Origin of the sequence: Streptomyces fradiae (assembly GCF_041270065.1) — a bacterium.
In the GTDB taxonomy this organism is placed as follows: Bacteria; Actinomycetota; Actinomycetes; order Streptomycetales; family Streptomycetaceae; genus Streptomyces.
Window position 1 is genome coordinate 3,288,499 of the sequence record NZ_CP065958.1, and the last position, 14,513, is coordinate 3,303,011.

Consider the following 14,513-nt stretch of genomic DNA (forward strand, 5'->3'; position numbering starts at 1 on the left):
ACCGTCTACCAGTGTCCTGTGTGAACCCCTTGGCTCCGGTGCTAGACGAGAACGACATACCTACTGGTTCCCGTACGAAGCACCCAGGCACTCTCGACAGATGAATGTGAGAGGGGTCACCCTGTCATTCATCCACGCGGGGAGGCATGGATGGGCAGGAGCCGCAGAACTATTCCGGAGGAGCTTCTGCTGCTCGCTCTGGACCCGGCCACGGGTACCACAGCGCAGCCGCAGTCGCTCGACCTCGGCCTGGCCGGAGCACAGCTAGTGGAGCTGGCTCTGGCAGGACGGATAGCCCCTGACGGGGATCGTATCGCCGTGGTGATGCCACGGCCGACCGGAGATCCGACTCTGGACTCCGCACTGGAACTGCTGCGCCGACGCGGCAGTCCGGTCCGGGCCGTCCATTGGATCGGCGGGCCCCGACTGGGGCTGCGCCAGACGTATCTCTCGCATCTGGAACGCTGCGGCATGGTGCATGCCGTGGAGGGCCAGATGTGCGGGGTGTTGCCGACGACTCGCTACCAGGCGACGGACACGGCCATCAGCCGGGAGATCAGGGCCCGGCTGGACAGTGCGATCCGCACCGGCGTACCGCCGGACCCGCGGACCGCGGCGCTCGCCGCCCTGGCCCACGCGGTCGGTCTCGGCAAGCACCTGTACCCCGGCAACGAAGGCAGGTCGTCGCGGTCCCGGCTGCGCGACCTGATCCGGCACGACCCGATGGGCGGTCTCGTGGCGCACGCCGTCATGGACGTCCAGAACGGTGTGGGCGCCCAGCCCCGCCGGAGCGCCACGGCGGGCGGCCCGGGCGGCGGAGTGCCGTCCCAGCCGCGCCGCGGCACCATGGCGCGCGCCGCCATGTGACGTACGGGCGCCCACGCACGTACACGTACAAGAACAGCGCTCCACCTCCGCACCGCCACGTACGGGACGGCCGCCACCCACGGCCGTCCCGTACGCGCACTCGTACGCGCACCCCCATACACCCACGCACGCGCATATGCCCGTGTCTGGTCATTCGCCAGCGCACACAGCACCTTTGGTGGCAGTCTGCCAAGCGGTAGATACTCACAGCTACGCAGCCGACAGCCGGAGGTGCAGTTTCCGTGGCGTCCAACGTCAACCCCACCGTCAGGCGACGCCGATTGGGACAGGAGCTGCGCCGGCTCCGGGAGGCGAAGAACATGACGGCCGAGCAGGTCGCCGAGCGCCTGCTCGTCTCCCAGTCGAAGATCAGCCGCCTCGAGAACGGGCGTCGTTCCATCAGCCAGCGTGACGTCCGCGACCTGTGCGGGGTGTACGAGGTCGAGGACGAGCGGGTGGTCGACTCGCTGATGCAGATGGCCAAGGACTCGCGCCAGCAGGGCTGGTGGCACGCCTTCGGCGACATCCCGTACAGCGTCTACATCGGTCTGGAGACGGACGCGGAGAGCCTGCGGGTGTACGAGCCGCAGATCATCCCGGGCCTGCTGCAGACCCACGCGTACGCCGAGGCCGTGATCGCCGGCGCGCTGCCCGAGTCCACCCCGGCGGACATCGACAAGCGGGTCACCGTGCGCACCCGCCGCCAGGACCGCATCAAGGACGACGAGCGTCCGCTGCGCCTGTGGGCGGTCATCGACGAGGGCGCGCTGCGCCGGCTGGTCGGCAACCGCCAGCTGATGGTGGAGCAGTTGGAGCACCTCGTCGAGCAGTCGCACCTGCCGCACGTGACCGTGCAGGTGCTGCCGTTCCACATGGGCGCGCATCCGGGCATCAGCGGGCATTACGCGATTCTGGAATTCCCGGACACCTCCGACTCGTCCGTCGTCTACATCGAGGGCGTGACGAGCGACCTGTATCTGGAGAAGGCCCAGGATGTCGCGAAGTACAGCGTCATGTACGAGCACTTGCGGGCACAGGCGCTGAATGTGGAGGACACCCGCGAGTTCGTGACGGAGATTGCGAAGCGGTACGCCGACGGAAAATAGGACGTCCAGGGCTTCCTGCGCATCACAAACCAAACGCAGCTGAATGCCGCTATTCGGCGCGGGGCCCGGGGGAAGAGGCCGGTACGGTACACCCCCGACTCGCTCCAGCGGAAGCCCACTTGGAATATGCCATCCGGTCGGGTGAACGCCGGTCCCGCACGACGGGGCCGGGCAGTAGCGTCGATCACGCCAAAGCAAGCAAGAACCTTGGCGCGACATCTACTGGCATCACTCGCACTCGAAGAAACCGGAGTTGAGAACAATGGCGATTATTCAGGGCGGTACGGACAGCTGGACGAAGTCCTCCTATTCCGGTGGCAACGGCGCCTGCGTCGAGGTCAAGTCCCCCGTCGTGAACGCGATCGACGTGCGTGACTCGAAGGCCCCCGAGGGCCCTTCGATTTCTTTCGGACCGGGGTCGTGGAACGCGTTCGTGGGCGAGGTGGGCGTCGGGGTCCTGTGACGACCCCGCGCGCACCACGCACCACATTAAGGAATGAGCCCTCTCGCCCGGTCCGCCGTCCTGGTCGAGGGGGCTCGGCCTTTGCCCCGGCCCCGCCCGGAAGGGCTCAGCGCAGCTCGTCCACGTAGCGGTCCGTCCCCGGCACCGTCGGGATGAACGGCGCCACGAGCTCGACCCGGCCCCCGCCCCCTCCCAGCGACTCCAGGTCCGCGAAGTGCTCCGCCCAGCACTCCCGGGGGTCCTCCTCCAGGAACCACAGCAGGGTCAGCCGGGTGTCGACGCCCTCGACCTGCTTCACGTACGTCATCCGGTCGCCCGGCAGCGGCGTGGGCCGGAAGACGGTCACCATCGCCGCCGGTGAGCCCGCGAGCCGACGCGGAAGCTCCCGGGACCGCAGCCGCTCCAGGAGTTCCGCCCGCGCCTCGGGGCCCTCGGCGTCGATCACCTGCAGGACGAGTCCGCGGTACGGGTGGTCGAGCGCGTGCAGGTCCCGGGGTCCGGCCGCACCGTCCCGGTAGACGGTCGTCTCGTGGTCCTGGAACGACGTGAAGACGTGGGTGCGGTCGTGGTAGACCCGGGCGTCGCGGTTGAGGCGCTTGTTGATGGCGACGGTCCACTTCATGTGCTCGTCGTAGCGCCCGTCGGTGATCCAGTACGTGGCGAGGTAGCAGCCGGCGGTGACCGGCTGGGCGACCGCCGACTTCTCCGGGACGCGCAGCTCCTGGAGGGGGCGGGTGGCGACCCAGCGGCGGCCCGCGAACATCCAGGGCATGGCCATGGCGCCGGCGTAGTAGTGGTCGTCCTCGTACCAGCGGTTGTACGCGTACTCGTGGCCCGGGTGCGGTTCGACCATGGTGATCAGGGCGTGCCCCGGGTGGGTGCCGTACGGCCCGACGGCGGCCAGCTCCCCGTACGTCTCGCTCGTCTCCCTCGCCTCGCTCATCCTCGCTCCCCTTCCCTTGTCGGTGACAGGCACCTACTCTGACGGGCCGTCAGATAAATGAACAGGCTCCGGGAGGTCGCGCATGCTGCTCCAGGGAAAGACGGTCGTGGTGTCCGGCGTCGGCGCCGGGCTCGGGCACAGGGTGGCCGAGACGGTGGTACGGGACGGGGGCCGCGCGGTCCTCGGCGCGCGCACGGAGGCGAACCTCGCGAAGGCGGCCGCCGAGATCGATCCGACCGGGACAAGCACGGCCTTCCTGCCCACCGACATCACCGACGAGGCCCAGTGCGAGGCGCTCGCCGCGCTCGCCGTCGAGCGCTTCGGCGGGATCGACGCGGTGGTGCACGTGGCCGCCTGGGACTCGTACTTCGGAGGCCTGGAGGACGCCGACTTCGACACCTGGCAGGGCGTCCTGGACGTGAACCTGCTCGGCACGCTGCGGATGACCCGGGCCTGCCTGCCCGCCCTGAAGCGGCGGGGCGGCTCCGTGGTCCTGATCGGCACGCAGTCGGCCGTGGCGGCGCCCTCGCAGGTGCGGCAGGCCGCGTACGCGGCGTCGAAGGGGGCGCTGACCTCGGCGATGTACTCGCTGGCGCACGAGCTGGGGCCGCACCGGATCCGGGTCAACACGGTGCTGCCGGGCTGGATGTGGGGGCCGCCGGTGCAGGCGTACGTACAGTTCGCGGCGCACACCGAGCAGGTGCCGGAGACCGAGGTGCTCGGCCGGCTGACCGAGCGGATGGCGCTGCCGGAGCTCGCGACGGACGGGGACGTGGCGGAGGCGGCGGTCTTCCTCGCCTCGGACCGGGCGCGGGCGATCACCGGGCAGTCGCTGCTGGTCAACGCGGGTGAGCTGATGCGCTGAGCCGCCGCCCGACGGGGCGGGCAGAAAACCAGCTGGTTCAGATACCTGAACGCAGGTCAGCAAACCGAACGATTTTACTGTCCCTTGACCCTCCCCTGCATTGTCCCCGCCTTCCAACTCCCCACACCATGAACGGCGTTCACAAGGCGGACCGGACCTCATGGAGGGCGGGCAATGAACAGTCTCGACTGGGTCGTGCTCATCGGCTATTTCGGCGTCATGGTCGCGATCGGAGTCTGGTCCCACAAGCGCGTGGACGACGTCTCGGACTTCTTCACGGCCGGCGGCCGCATGCCCTGGTGGCTGTCCGGGATCTCGCACCACATGTCCGGCTACAGCGCGGTGATGTTCACCGGCTATGCCGGCATCGCCTACACCTACGGCGTCACCTCCTACGTCACCTGGTCCTTCCCCATCGCCATCGGCATCGCCGTCGGCGCCCACCTCTTCGCGCCCCGGCTCAACCGGCTGCGCTCCCGGCTCCACGTGGCCTCCCCGCTGGAGTACCTGAAGAACCGCTACAACCTGCCCACCCAGCAGGCCCTCGCCTGGTCCGGGGTGCTGCTCAAGATCGTGGACGTGGGCGCCAAGTGGGCCGCCATCGCCACCCTGTTGTCCGTCTTCACCGGGATCTCGCTCAACCAGGGCATCCTCATCACCGGAATCATCACCGGCATCTACTGCACGGTCGGCGGCCTGTGGGCGGACGCGCTCACCGAACTCGGCCAGTTCGTCATCCAGTTGCTGGCCGGACTCGCGATGCTGGTCGCGGTGCTCGGCAAGCTCGGCGGGATCGACGCGCTGTGGACGGTGTGGGACCGGCCCGAGCTCCAGGGACACACCGCGCCGACGGCCGGCCCGTACACGCTGACCTTCCTCCTCGCGTATCTCTTCATCAAGACCTTCGAGTACAGCGGCGGCATGTGGAACCAGGCCCAGCGCTACATGGCCACCCCGACCCCCCGCGAGGCCACCCGCTCCGGCCGGCTGTCCGCGCTCCTTTGGCTGGTCTGGCCGGCCGTGCTCTTCTTCCCCATGTGGTGCGCGCCGCTGCTCGTCCACCCGACGAAGCCGGACGCCTCCGACGCGTACGCCCTGATGACCGAACAGCTCCTCCCGCACGGCCTGCTCGGCCTGGTGGTCGTCGGCTTCTTCTCGCACACCATGGCCATGTGCTCCTCCGACGCCAACGCCATCGCGGCCGTCTTCACCCGGGACATCGCGCCGGTGCTCAGCAAGGCCGCCCGGTCCTGGACCCAGCGGGCCGGGCTGCTCGCCGCGCGTCTGTCGACGGTCGCCTTCCTCGCCCTGTCGATGGCGGTCGCCACCCAGGTCAACTCCCCCACCTTCAAGGACATCATCACCGTCGTGATCAAGTGGGTGGCCGGGCTCATGGGACCGATCGCGATCCCGTTCATGCTGGGCCTGCTGCGCACCTTCCGGAAGTCCGGCCCGACGGCGGCGCTCGTCTCCTGGGCGGCCGGTCTCTTCGCCTTCTGGCTCACCAACTACGGCCTGGACGGTGTCGAGCTGCAGATCCAGATCGTGGCCCCGCTCGCCACCTCGCTGGTCCTCTACGTCCTGATCGGGTACGTGAAGCCCGAGGCGACTCCGGAGCGCGACGCGCTGCTCGACCGGCTGGACGGCGGCGACGGCACGGCGGCCGTACCCGCGCAGCAGTCGGGCGACCGCAGCGGTCAGCCCCTGGGGTAGCGGGTCAGCCAGCCCGAGGCCAGGTCGGCGGGGCCGTGCAGGGCCGCCCCCTGGGTCATCTCCATCGCGAAGTCGTCCGCGAGCGCCAGGACCGTCGCACGGCCCTCCAGTTCGGCCACCCAGGCCGGCGGGAGGGCCGTCTCGCCGTGCAGGGCGCCGAGCAGCGCCCCGGTGAGGCTGCCGGTCGCCGCCGACGGGCCGTCGTGGTTGACCGCGAGCCGCAGCCCGTGCCGGACGTCCTCGCCGACCAGCGTGCAGTACACGGCGGCCGCCAGCTGCCCCTCGGCCCGGTCCTCGGCCGCCCCGAGCGCGGTCACCCGCTCGGCGTCCGGCGCCCCTTGCCGTACGGCGTCGAGCGCGGCCTCCAGGGCCTCGGTCACCCGCTGGTGGCCGGGGCGGGCGGCGAGCTGGGCGAGCGCGGTGGCGACGGCCGCGTCGACGCTGCCGCCCCGGGCCAGGCCGTGCACGACCACCGCGAACGCGCCGGCCGCCAGATACGCGGCGGGGTCGCCGTGCGTCTGGGCGGCGCACTCCACCGCCAGCTGGCACACCAGCTGCGGCTCCCAGCCGACGAGCAGCCCGAACGGCGCCGAGCGGACCACGGCGCCGCTGTCGGCGGCCTGCGGGTTCTTCGGCCGGTCGAGCGTGCCGAGCTGGGCGTCGCCGAGTCCGGTGAGGCAGGCCCGGGCCGGGTCCCGGCGGGCGTACAGCCACTCCTCGCGGGCCAGCCACCCGAGATCGGTGCGCCGTTCGTCGGGGCCCCAGTCGCGCTGGGTGGCGGCCCAGCGCAGATGGGCCCGGTGCACATCGGTGGGCGGGTGCCAGTGGCCGGTGTCGCGGCGGACCTGGGCGCGGATCAGGCCGTCCACGGTGAACAGGGACATCTGGGTGGCGGCGGTGACCGCTCCGCGCCGCCCGTAGGCGGGGGCGAGCTCGGTCAGGCCCTCGGGTCCGTGCGCGGTGCGCAGCTCGGCGAGGGTGCGGGCTGCGGCCCCGGCGCCGAGGGCGTCACCGACCGCGCCGCCGAGCAGGCAGCCGCGGACCCGCGAGCGGAAGTCCTGCTGTTCGGTGCGGCCCCACACGGCCGCGGCTGTGGTGGTCACGACGTGCCCTCCCCCGTACACCGACCGGTCTGCTCGGCACTCTCAGCACTGTAATAGACCGGATGCGCTCATTCGGGAGCCGGAACGTTATGCGTTCCGGCTCCCTTCAGGCCGTTTTTGACCAGATTTCTTCTTACTCCGAGGGCTCTTACTCCGGGGGCAGCAGCGGCAGCAGCTCCGGCAGGTGTCCGTCCGAGGCGCGGGCCGCCGACTGCCGCTCCTCGGGCACCTCGCCGTACAGCGTCGTGCGCGGCCGGGAGGGCCGGCCGGCGGCCTCGGCGATGGCCTCCAGGTCGCGGATCGAGCGGTACGAGCCGTAACTGGAGCCCGCCATACGGGAGATGGTCTCCTCCATCAGGGTGCCACCGAGGTCGTTGGCGCCGGAGCGCAGCATCGCGGCGGCGCCCTCCGTGCCCAGCTTCACCCAACTGGTCTGGATGTTGGGGATGTACGGGTGGAGGAGCAGCCGGGCCATGGCGGTGACGGCGCGGTTGTCGCGGGTGGTCGGGCCGGGGCGGGCGATGCCGGCGAGGTAGACGGGCGCGTTGGTGTGGATGAAGGGCAGGGTCACGAACTCGGTGAAGCCGCCGGTGCGTTGCTGGATGCCAGCCAGGGTGCGCAGATGGCCGAGCCAGTGGCGGGGCTGGTCCACGTGCCCGTACATCATGGTCGAGGAGGAACGGATGCCGAGCTCGTGGGCGGTGGTCATCACCTCGATCCAGGTGGCGGTGGGCAGCTTTCCCTTGGTGAGGACCCAGCGGACCTCGTCGTCGAGGATCTCGGCGGCGGTGCCGGGGATGGAGTCGAGTCCGGCCTCCTTGGCGGCGGTGAGCCACTCGCGGATGGACAGGCCGGTGCGGGCGGCGCCGTTGACGACCTCCATCGGCGAGAAGGCGTGCACGTGCATGCCGGGGACGCGTTCCTTCACCGCGCGCGCGATGTCGAAGTAGGCGGTGCCGGGCAGGTCGGGGTGGATGCCGCCCTGCATGCAGACCTCGACGGCGCCGACCTCCCAGGCCTGGGCGGCCCGGTCGGCGACCTGGTCGAGGGAGAGGGTGTAGGCGTCGGCGTCGGTGCGGCGCTGGGCGAAGGCGCAGAAGCGGCAGCCGGTGTAGCAGACGTTGGTGAAGTTGATGTTCCGCGTGACGATGTACGTCACGTCGTCGCCGACCGCGGTCCTGCGGACGTCGTCGGCGACCGCGCAGAGCGCGTCGAGGGCCGGGCCGTCGGCGTGGAACAGGGCGAGGGCCTGCGGGTCGGTGAGCCGGGTCGGGTCGTCGGCGGCGACGGCCAGGGCCTCCCGTACGTCGCTGTCGATCCGCTCGGGCGCGCGCTGGTCGGGCACCAGGCCGGGCGCGGCGGCCTCGCGCAGCGCGTCCCAGTCGCCGTAGACGTGGTCGAAGTCCTCGCGGCGGTCGCCGGTGCGGCCGGTGGTGTCGATGGTGGCGTGGAGGTCCGTGCGGCCGCTCGCGCTGAAGGCCTCGTCGGGCTCCTGCCAGGGCAGGCCCCGGACGGGCGCGTCCGGGTTCGCCAGGCCGGTCTCGGGGTCGGCGAGCGCGCGGACGTGCGGGACGATGCGCGGGTCGAGCCAGGGCTCGCCGCGGCGTACGAACTCCGGGTAGACGCAGAGGCGTTCGCGGAGCTCGAAGCCGGCGGTGCGGGAGTGCTCGGCGAGTTCCTCGATCCGCGGCCAGGGGCGTTCGGGGTTGACGTGGTCGATGGTGAGCGGGGAGACCCCGCCCCAGTCGTCGATGCCGGCGGCGATCAGGCGCTCGTACTCGGCGTCGACCAGGTTCGGCGGGGCCTGGAGGCAGGCGGCGGGGCCCATGATGAGGCGGGCGACGGCCACGGTGGCGACCAGGTCGTCGAGTTCGGCGTCCGGCATGCCGCGCATCGCCGTGTCCGGCTTGGCGCGGAAGTTCTGGATGATCAGCTCCTGGATGCCGTGGTAGGAGCGGGCGATCCGGCGCAGCGCGAACAGCGACTCGGCGCGCTCCTCCGGGGTCTCGCCGATCCCGAGCAGCAGGCCGCTGGTGAACGGGACGGAGGAGCGCCCGGCGTCCTCCAGGACCCGCAGCCGGACTGCGGGCTCCTTGTCGGGCGAGCCGTGGTGCGGGCCGCCGGGCTCGGACCACAGGCGGGTCGCGGTGGTCTCCAGCATCATCCCCATCGAGGGCGCGACCGGCTTGAGCCGCTGGAGGTCGGTCCAGGAGAGCACCCCGGGGTTGAGGTGCGGGAGGAGTCCGGTCTCCTCCAGGATCCGGATCGACATGGCCCGTACGTACGCGATCGTGTCGTCGTACCCGTGCGCGTCCAGCCACTCCCGGGCCTCGGGCCAGCGGTCCTCGGGCTTGTCCCCGAGGGTGATGAGGGCTTCCTTGCAGCCGAGCGCGGCGCCCTTGCGCGCGATGTCCAGGACCTCGTCCGGGCTCATGAACATCCCGTGGCCGGCCCGGCGCAGCTTGCCGGGCACGGTCACGAAGGTGCAGTAGTGGCACTTGTCCCGGCACAGCCGGGTGAGCGGTATGAACACGCTCTTCGAGTACGTGATGACCCCCGGCCGCCCGGCGGCCTCCAGCCCCGCGTCCCGCACCCGCCCGGCCGTCCCCACCAACTCCGCCAGATCCGCCCCGCGCGCCCTCAGCAGCACGGCGGCCTCCCCCACATCGAGCGCCACCCCGTCCCGGGCCCGCTTCAGGGCCCTGCGCATGGCGTTCTCGGTGGGACGGGCGTCGTGGGCGTCGCGTGCTGCCTGGTGATCCGTCATGGACCGAGCATACGAGCGGACGCCTCAGAGGTACCGCGCGTATGCGTCAAGGGCCTCCAAGACCTCCTTCTCGTCACCAGGCGGCAGCTGCAGCACCACCTCCGGGCAGCCGAGGTCCGCGTAGTGGGCGAGCTTGCCGGGGTTCGGGTGGACTCCGAAGGGGACGACCTGGAGGGAGTCCGGAGTGCGGCCGGCGGCTTCCCAGGCCTCGCGGAGGAGCGGCAGGTTGGTGGAGAGGCCGCGGCCGCCGATGGGCATCCAGCCGTCGGCGTAGTCGGTGATGTGGGAGAAGAGCTTGGGGCCGGCCGCGCCGCCGACCAGGGTGCGCGGGGCGCCGGCGGGGGGCTTGGGCCAGGCGTCGGAGGCGCTGACGGAGCGGCCGAAGGCGCCCTCGTACGGGGTGGGTTCGGCGGACCACAGGGCGCGCATCAGGTGCACGGCGTCCCGGGTGCGCTCGCGGCGGGTCGGCCAGTCGACGCCGTGGTCGGCGGCCTCCTCGCGGTTCCAGCCGAAGCCGACGCCGAGGGTGAAGCGCCCGCCGGAGAGGTGGTCGAGGGTCGCGATCGTCTTGGCGAGGGCGATCGGGTCGTGCTCGGCGACCAGCGTGATGCCGGTGCCCAGGAGCAGGCGCTCGGTGACGGCGGCGGCCTGGCCGAGTGCCACGAAGGGGTCGAGGGTGCGGGCGTACTCGCGGGGCAGTTCGCCGCCGCCACCGCCGAACGGGTAGTCGGACTCCCGGGAGACGGGGATGTGGGTGTGCTCGGGGAGGTAGAGCCCGGCGAAGCCGCGCTCTTCGAGGGCGCGGGCGAGGCGCACGGGGGAGATGGTCTCGTCGGTCAGGAAGATCGTGGTCGAGATCCGCATGGGGGCACGGTAGGGGGTGGGGCGTGGAATTCCGAGGGGCGTGCGGTACGTGTACGTGTACGGCACGGGTCCCGCGCCATGGGTGCCGGGTGCCGGGGTGCCGGGGTGCCGCTCGCGTTGTTCCAGTGTTCACCTCCGCGCGCCACAGTCATGGGCATGACGGATACGACTCGACGCGCGCTCCTCATGACGGGCGCGGCGACCGCGTTTACGTTGGGCACCGTGAGCTTCGCGCATGCCGCCGACGGTGACACCACAGCCGATGGCGCTCTCACCCGCACCGTGCGCGGCACCCTGCCGCCCGGCTCCCCCGACTTCGTGTACCTGCCGGTGGAGCTGCCGCACGGGGTGCGCGAGCTGCACGTCGCCTACGCGTACGAGCGGCCCGCCGTGCCCGCCGGCACCCAGGGCAACGCCCTCGACATCGGCCTCTTCGACCAGCGCGGCACCGCCCTCGGCGGCAACGGCTTCCGCGGCTGGTCGGGAGGCGCCCGCAAGGAGTTCTTCGTCCGCACCGACGACGCCACGCCCGGGTACGTGGCCGGGCCACTGCGGGCCGGGACCTGGTACGTGGCGCTCGGCCCGTACACGGTGGCGCCGCAGGGGCTCGCGTACACCGTGACGATCACCCTCCGGCTCGGCCCCTCCGCGCCCGCCGTACGCCCGGCGTACCCGCCGGAGCGGGCCCGCGGCCGGGGCCGGAACTGGTACCGCGGCGACTGCCATCTGCACACCGTGTACTCCGACGGGCGCCGCACCCCGGCCGAGGTCGCCGCGCTCGCCCGCGCCGCCGGCCTCGACTTCCTCGCCGGCACCGAGCACAACACCCACGCCGGGCACGGCGCCTGGGCCGAGCACGCCGGCGACGACCTGCTGATCCTGCTCGGCGAGGAGGTCACCACCCGCAACGGTCACGTGCTCGCCCTCGGCACCGCCCCCGGCACCTTCGTCGACTGGCGTTACCGCGCCCGGGAGAACCGCTTCGGCCGGTTCGCCCGCGAGATCCGCCGGGCAGGCGGTCTCGTCGTGCCCGCGCACCCGCAGGCCACCTGCATCGGCTGCGCCTGGAAGTTCGGCTTCGGCGACGCGGACGCGGTCGAGGTGTGGAACGGCCCCTACACGCCGGACGACGAGGTCGCCCTGGCGGGCTGGGACGGGGCCCTTGCGCAGGGCCGGTTCACCCCGGCGATGGGGAACAGCGATGCGCACCGGGACCCCGACCGGGTGGGCACGCCGCAGACTGTGGTCCTGGCCGACGAGCTGAGCCGGGCTGCGATCCTCGACGGGCTGCGGGCCGGGCGCTCGTACGTCGCCGAGTCGTCCGCGGTCTCCGTGGACTTCACCCTCACCGACGCCCAGGGCCGGTCCGCGGGGCTCGGCGAGCGCCTCGTGGTCCCGCCCGACGAACCGGTGACCGCCCGCCTCCGGGTCACCGGCGCGCCCGCGGGCGGCTCCCTGCGCCTGGTCACCGACCAGGGCGTGCTGCACACCGCGCAGAGCACCGGCACGGGCGTGGACTCCGTCGACTGGACGACGACGGCCGCGTACGCGACCTATGTACGGGCGGAGGTCCGCCACCCGGTGACGGCCCCGCCGCTCCCGGGCGCGCTCGCGGCCTTCACGAACCCGGTGTTCCTGTCCTTCGTGGAAGAGCTCACACCTGGTACTCGGTGAGGTCGATGGCGTGGACCCGCAGCGGGTGCCCGTACACCGGGTGGACGGTCTCCCGCTCCGGGACCATGCCGAGCTTGCGCATCACGTTCTCCGAGGCGGTGTTGCCGATCCGCGCGATGCTGATCACCCGGTCGAGCCCGCGGTCCTGCAGCCCGAACTCAAGGGCCGCGTGCGCCGCCTCGGAGGCGTAACCCTGCCCCCAGTAGGGCCGCCCGAGCCGCCAGCCGATCTCGACGGCGGGCAGCACCTCGGGCAGGAACTCCGGCACGGAGAGCCCGGTGAACCCGATCAGCTCCCCGGACCCGAGGAGCTCGACCGCGAACAGCCCGAAGCCCTCCTCGTCCCACTCCTCCTCGATCCGCTCGATCGCCTCGGCGGTCTGCTCCAGATCGCGTACGGAGCCGTCGCCGATCCACTGCATGACCTCGGGGTCGGCGTTGATCTCGGCCATCGGCACGAGGTCGTCGTCGCTCCAGCGACGCAGCAGCAGGCGGGGCGTGAGGATCTCGGTCATGCCCCCATCATCGCGCGTCTCCGCACCACGTATTCAGGTGTGCCCGTCCGCCGACGTGCGTACGGTGGCCCGCATGCTGACGCGCCTTGAGACCTACTACGACTCCGTGCCCCGGTCCGCCGCCCGCGCCGAGGAGTTCGGGCCGCTGACCCTGTTCGTACGGGAGGGGGCGGGCTGGCCGTACTACGCGCGGCCCGCGCTCGGGCACGGCGGGGCCGGGGAGGTGCCGGTCGAGGCGGTGGAGAAGGTGCGGGCGCGGCAGCGGGAGCTGGGGGTGCCGGAGGCGTTCGAGTGGGTCGCGGAGACCACGCCGGGGCTGCGGGCGGCGGTCGAGGCGAGCGGGCTCGTGGTGCACGAGCACCCGCTGATGGTGCTGTCGGCGGAGGCGGAGGAGCTGCCGGCCCCGCCGGCGGACGTCACCGTCCGCATGGTCGGCCCCGACGACCCGCACCTGGCGAGCGCGGTCGCCGCCCCGTACGCCGCCTTCGGCGCCACCCCGACGCCCGGCGCGACCGCCCAGGTCGCGGCCCGTCTCACAGCCGGCCTCACCCGCCTCGCGTCCGCCTTCGACCCCGCCGGCACCGCCCTCGCGGCCGGCCAGCACCAGCCCGTCGGCCCGGTCACCGAGGTCGTCGGCGTCGGCACCCGCCCGGACTCCCGCCGCCGCGGCCTGGGCCTCGCGGTCACCGCCGCCCTCGTCGCCGACGCCCGCGCGCTCGGCGTCGAGACGGTCTTCCTCTCCGCCACGGACGACACCGTGGCCCGCCTCTACGCCCGCCTGGGCTTCCGTACCGTGGGCACGGCACTGATCGCGGAGGCGCCGGAGGCCGACACCGCCTGAGGTCCGACGGGAGGCTCCCGCACCATCAGCACGTCGATCGGGTCCTCGGACTCGACCGTGAAGCCCTCGCGCTCGTAGAGGCGGCGGGCCGCACTGCCCCGGATCACGACGAGGCGGACCGGGACGCCCTCCGCGTCCGCGCGGGCGAGGAGGGTGCGGAGGATCGTGGTGCCGAGGCCGCGGCCCTGGGTCTCGGGGGCGAGGTAGAAGTGCTCGATGTAGTAGCCGGGGCCCGCCTTGTACGGGGCGAAGGAGACGCAGCCCGCGAAGGCGCCGGCGACCTCGATCACCGTCGTGTACGCGGGGCGGAACTCGTCGCGCAGCCGCTGCCGCACCCGGTGCGTGTCGTAGCGGCCGAGCCGCTCCAGGTCGGGCCGCATGACCACGGCCTTCAGCTCGGCGACGGGCTCGACGTCCGCCGCGGTCGCCGGGCGAGGCGACCAGTTCGTGTCGTCGTACGAGGTGGGCATGGGCGCATCGTAGGAGGGGCGTGCGTAACCCCGGCCGCCCGGGCGGCGTTCACGCGGCATGAAGAAGATCCTCACCGCCGTCGCCCTGACCTCCTTCGCCGTGACCGGTGCCGTGGCCGGTGGCCTCGCCGCCGCCGGGACGGCCGCCGCCGACACCGGCGGCGCCAACCTGCCCTCCGTGGTGCCGCTGAGCGGTGTCCTGATGCCCAAGGCCGAGCCGGCCGCCGCCGAGCAGATGCCGGGCGCCAACAAGCTGGTCGAGGGGCTGCTCCCCGGCCGGCACTGAGCCACGGGAAGACACAGCGGAACGACGAGGTGGCGGG

14 protein-coding genes are annotated in these 14,513 nt (G+C 72.2%); 8 read left to right on the forward strand and 6 right to left on the reverse strand.

Annotation, left to right across the window (positions count from 1 at the left end; all coding sequences use genetic code 11):
• Positions 1 to 150: 150 nt before the first annotated feature.
• The 3 genes from JAO84_RS14800 (at position 151) to JAO84_RS14810 (ending at position 2,436) form a co-directional block, all read left to right on the forward strand.
• Entirely contained in the window at positions 151 to 867 is a 717-nt protein-coding gene (locus tag JAO84_RS14800; RefSeq protein WP_370413301.1) for a GPP34 family phosphoprotein, read from the forward strand.
• Between the two features lie 242 nt (positions 868 to 1,109).
• A complete protein-coding gene (locus tag JAO84_RS14805) occupies positions 1,110 to 1,973 on the forward strand; it encodes a helix-turn-helix transcriptional regulator (RefSeq protein ID WP_265866359.1) in 864 nt (287 codons plus the stop codon).
• Between the two features lie 262 nt (positions 1,974 to 2,235).
• Positions 2,236 to 2,436, forward strand: a complete 201-nt coding sequence (locus JAO84_RS14810) for a DUF397 domain-containing protein (protein WP_370413302.1) — start codon at positions 2,236 to 2,238, stop codon at positions 2,434 to 2,436.
• A 106-nt stretch (positions 2,437 to 2,542) separates the two neighbouring features.
• Here JAO84_RS14810 and JAO84_RS14815 read toward each other — a convergent pair whose 3' ends face one another.
• Positions 2,543 to 3,379: a hypothetical protein gene (locus JAO84_RS14815; protein ID WP_370413303.1), complete on the reverse strand. Its 837-nt coding sequence runs from the start codon at positions 3,377 to 3,379 to the stop codon at positions 2,543 to 2,545.
• Positions 3,380 to 3,461: 82 nt separating this feature from the next.
• On the opposite strand from JAO84_RS14815, the gene JAO84_RS14820 reads away from it, so the two are divergent.
• Positions 3,462 to 4,244: an SDR family oxidoreductase gene (locus tag JAO84_RS14820; RefSeq protein ID WP_370413304.1), complete on the forward strand. Its 783-nt coding sequence runs from the start codon at positions 3,462 to 3,464 to the stop codon at positions 4,242 to 4,244.
• A gap of 174 nt (positions 4,245 to 4,418) precedes the next feature.
• Entirely contained in the window at positions 4,419 to 5,957 is a 1,539-nt protein-coding gene (locus tag JAO84_RS14825; protein WP_370413305.1) for a sodium:solute symporter family protein, read from the forward strand.
• On the opposite strand, the gene JAO84_RS14830 is transcribed toward JAO84_RS14825, so the two are convergent.
• From JAO84_RS14830 to JAO84_RS14840, 3 genes are all read right to left on the reverse strand, one after another.
• On the reverse strand, positions 5,942 to 7,060 hold the full coding sequence (locus JAO84_RS14830; RefSeq protein WP_370413306.1) for an ADP-ribosylglycohydrolase family protein: 1,119 nt from the start codon (positions 7,058 to 7,060) through the stop codon (positions 5,942 to 5,944). The genes JAO84_RS14825 and JAO84_RS14830 overlap by 16 nt on opposite strands.
• A gap of 148 nt (positions 7,061 to 7,208) precedes the next feature.
• The gene (locus tag JAO84_RS14835; RefSeq protein ID WP_370413307.1) at positions 7,209 to 9,827 is read right to left on the reverse strand and encodes a bifunctional FO biosynthesis protein CofGH; all 2,619 of its coding nucleotides are present in this window, start codon (positions 9,825 to 9,827) and stop codon (positions 7,209 to 7,211) included.
• Positions 9,828 to 9,851: 24 nt separating this feature from the next.
• Entirely contained in the window at positions 9,852 to 10,691 is an 840-nt protein-coding gene (locus JAO84_RS14840) for an LLM class F420-dependent oxidoreductase (RefSeq protein WP_370413308.1), read from the reverse strand.
• Between the two features lie 150 nt (positions 10,692 to 10,841).
• Between JAO84_RS14840 and JAO84_RS14845 the strand changes: the two genes are divergently transcribed.
• Complete coding sequence (locus tag JAO84_RS14845; protein ID WP_370413309.1) at positions 10,842 to 12,365, forward strand: CehA/McbA family metallohydrolase; 1,524 nt, start codon at positions 10,842 to 10,844, stop codon at positions 12,363 to 12,365.
• Here the strand turns inward: JAO84_RS14845 and JAO84_RS14850 are convergent.
• Positions 12,346 to 12,879 carry a GNAT family N-acetyltransferase gene (locus JAO84_RS14850; protein WP_370413310.1) on the reverse strand — a complete coding sequence of 178 codons (534 nt, stop codon included), beginning with the start codon at positions 12,877 to 12,879 and terminating at the stop codon, positions 12,346 to 12,348. The genes JAO84_RS14845 and JAO84_RS14850 overlap by 20 nt on opposite strands.
• A 73-nt stretch (positions 12,880 to 12,952) precedes the next feature.
• On the opposite strand from JAO84_RS14850, the gene JAO84_RS14855 reads away from it, so the two are divergent.
• The gene (locus tag JAO84_RS14855; protein ID WP_370413311.1) at positions 12,953 to 13,720 is read left to right on the forward strand and encodes a GNAT family N-acetyltransferase; all 768 of its coding nucleotides are present in this window, start codon (positions 12,953 to 12,955) and stop codon (positions 13,718 to 13,720) included.
• Here JAO84_RS14855 and JAO84_RS14860 read toward each other — a convergent pair.
• On the reverse strand, positions 13,648 to 14,190 hold the full coding sequence (locus JAO84_RS14860; RefSeq protein ID WP_370413312.1) for an N-acetyltransferase family protein: 543 nt from the start codon (positions 14,188 to 14,190) through the stop codon (positions 13,648 to 13,650). The genes JAO84_RS14855 and JAO84_RS14860 overlap by 73 nt on opposite strands.
• Before the next feature lie 58 nt (positions 14,191 to 14,248).
• Here JAO84_RS14860 and JAO84_RS14865 point away from each other — a divergent pair, with 58 nt between their 5' ends.
• A complete protein-coding gene (locus JAO84_RS14865) occupies positions 14,249 to 14,476 on the forward strand; it encodes a hypothetical protein (protein ID WP_370413313.1) in 228 nt (75 codons plus the stop codon).
• Positions 14,477 to 14,513 lie beyond the last annotated feature (37 nt).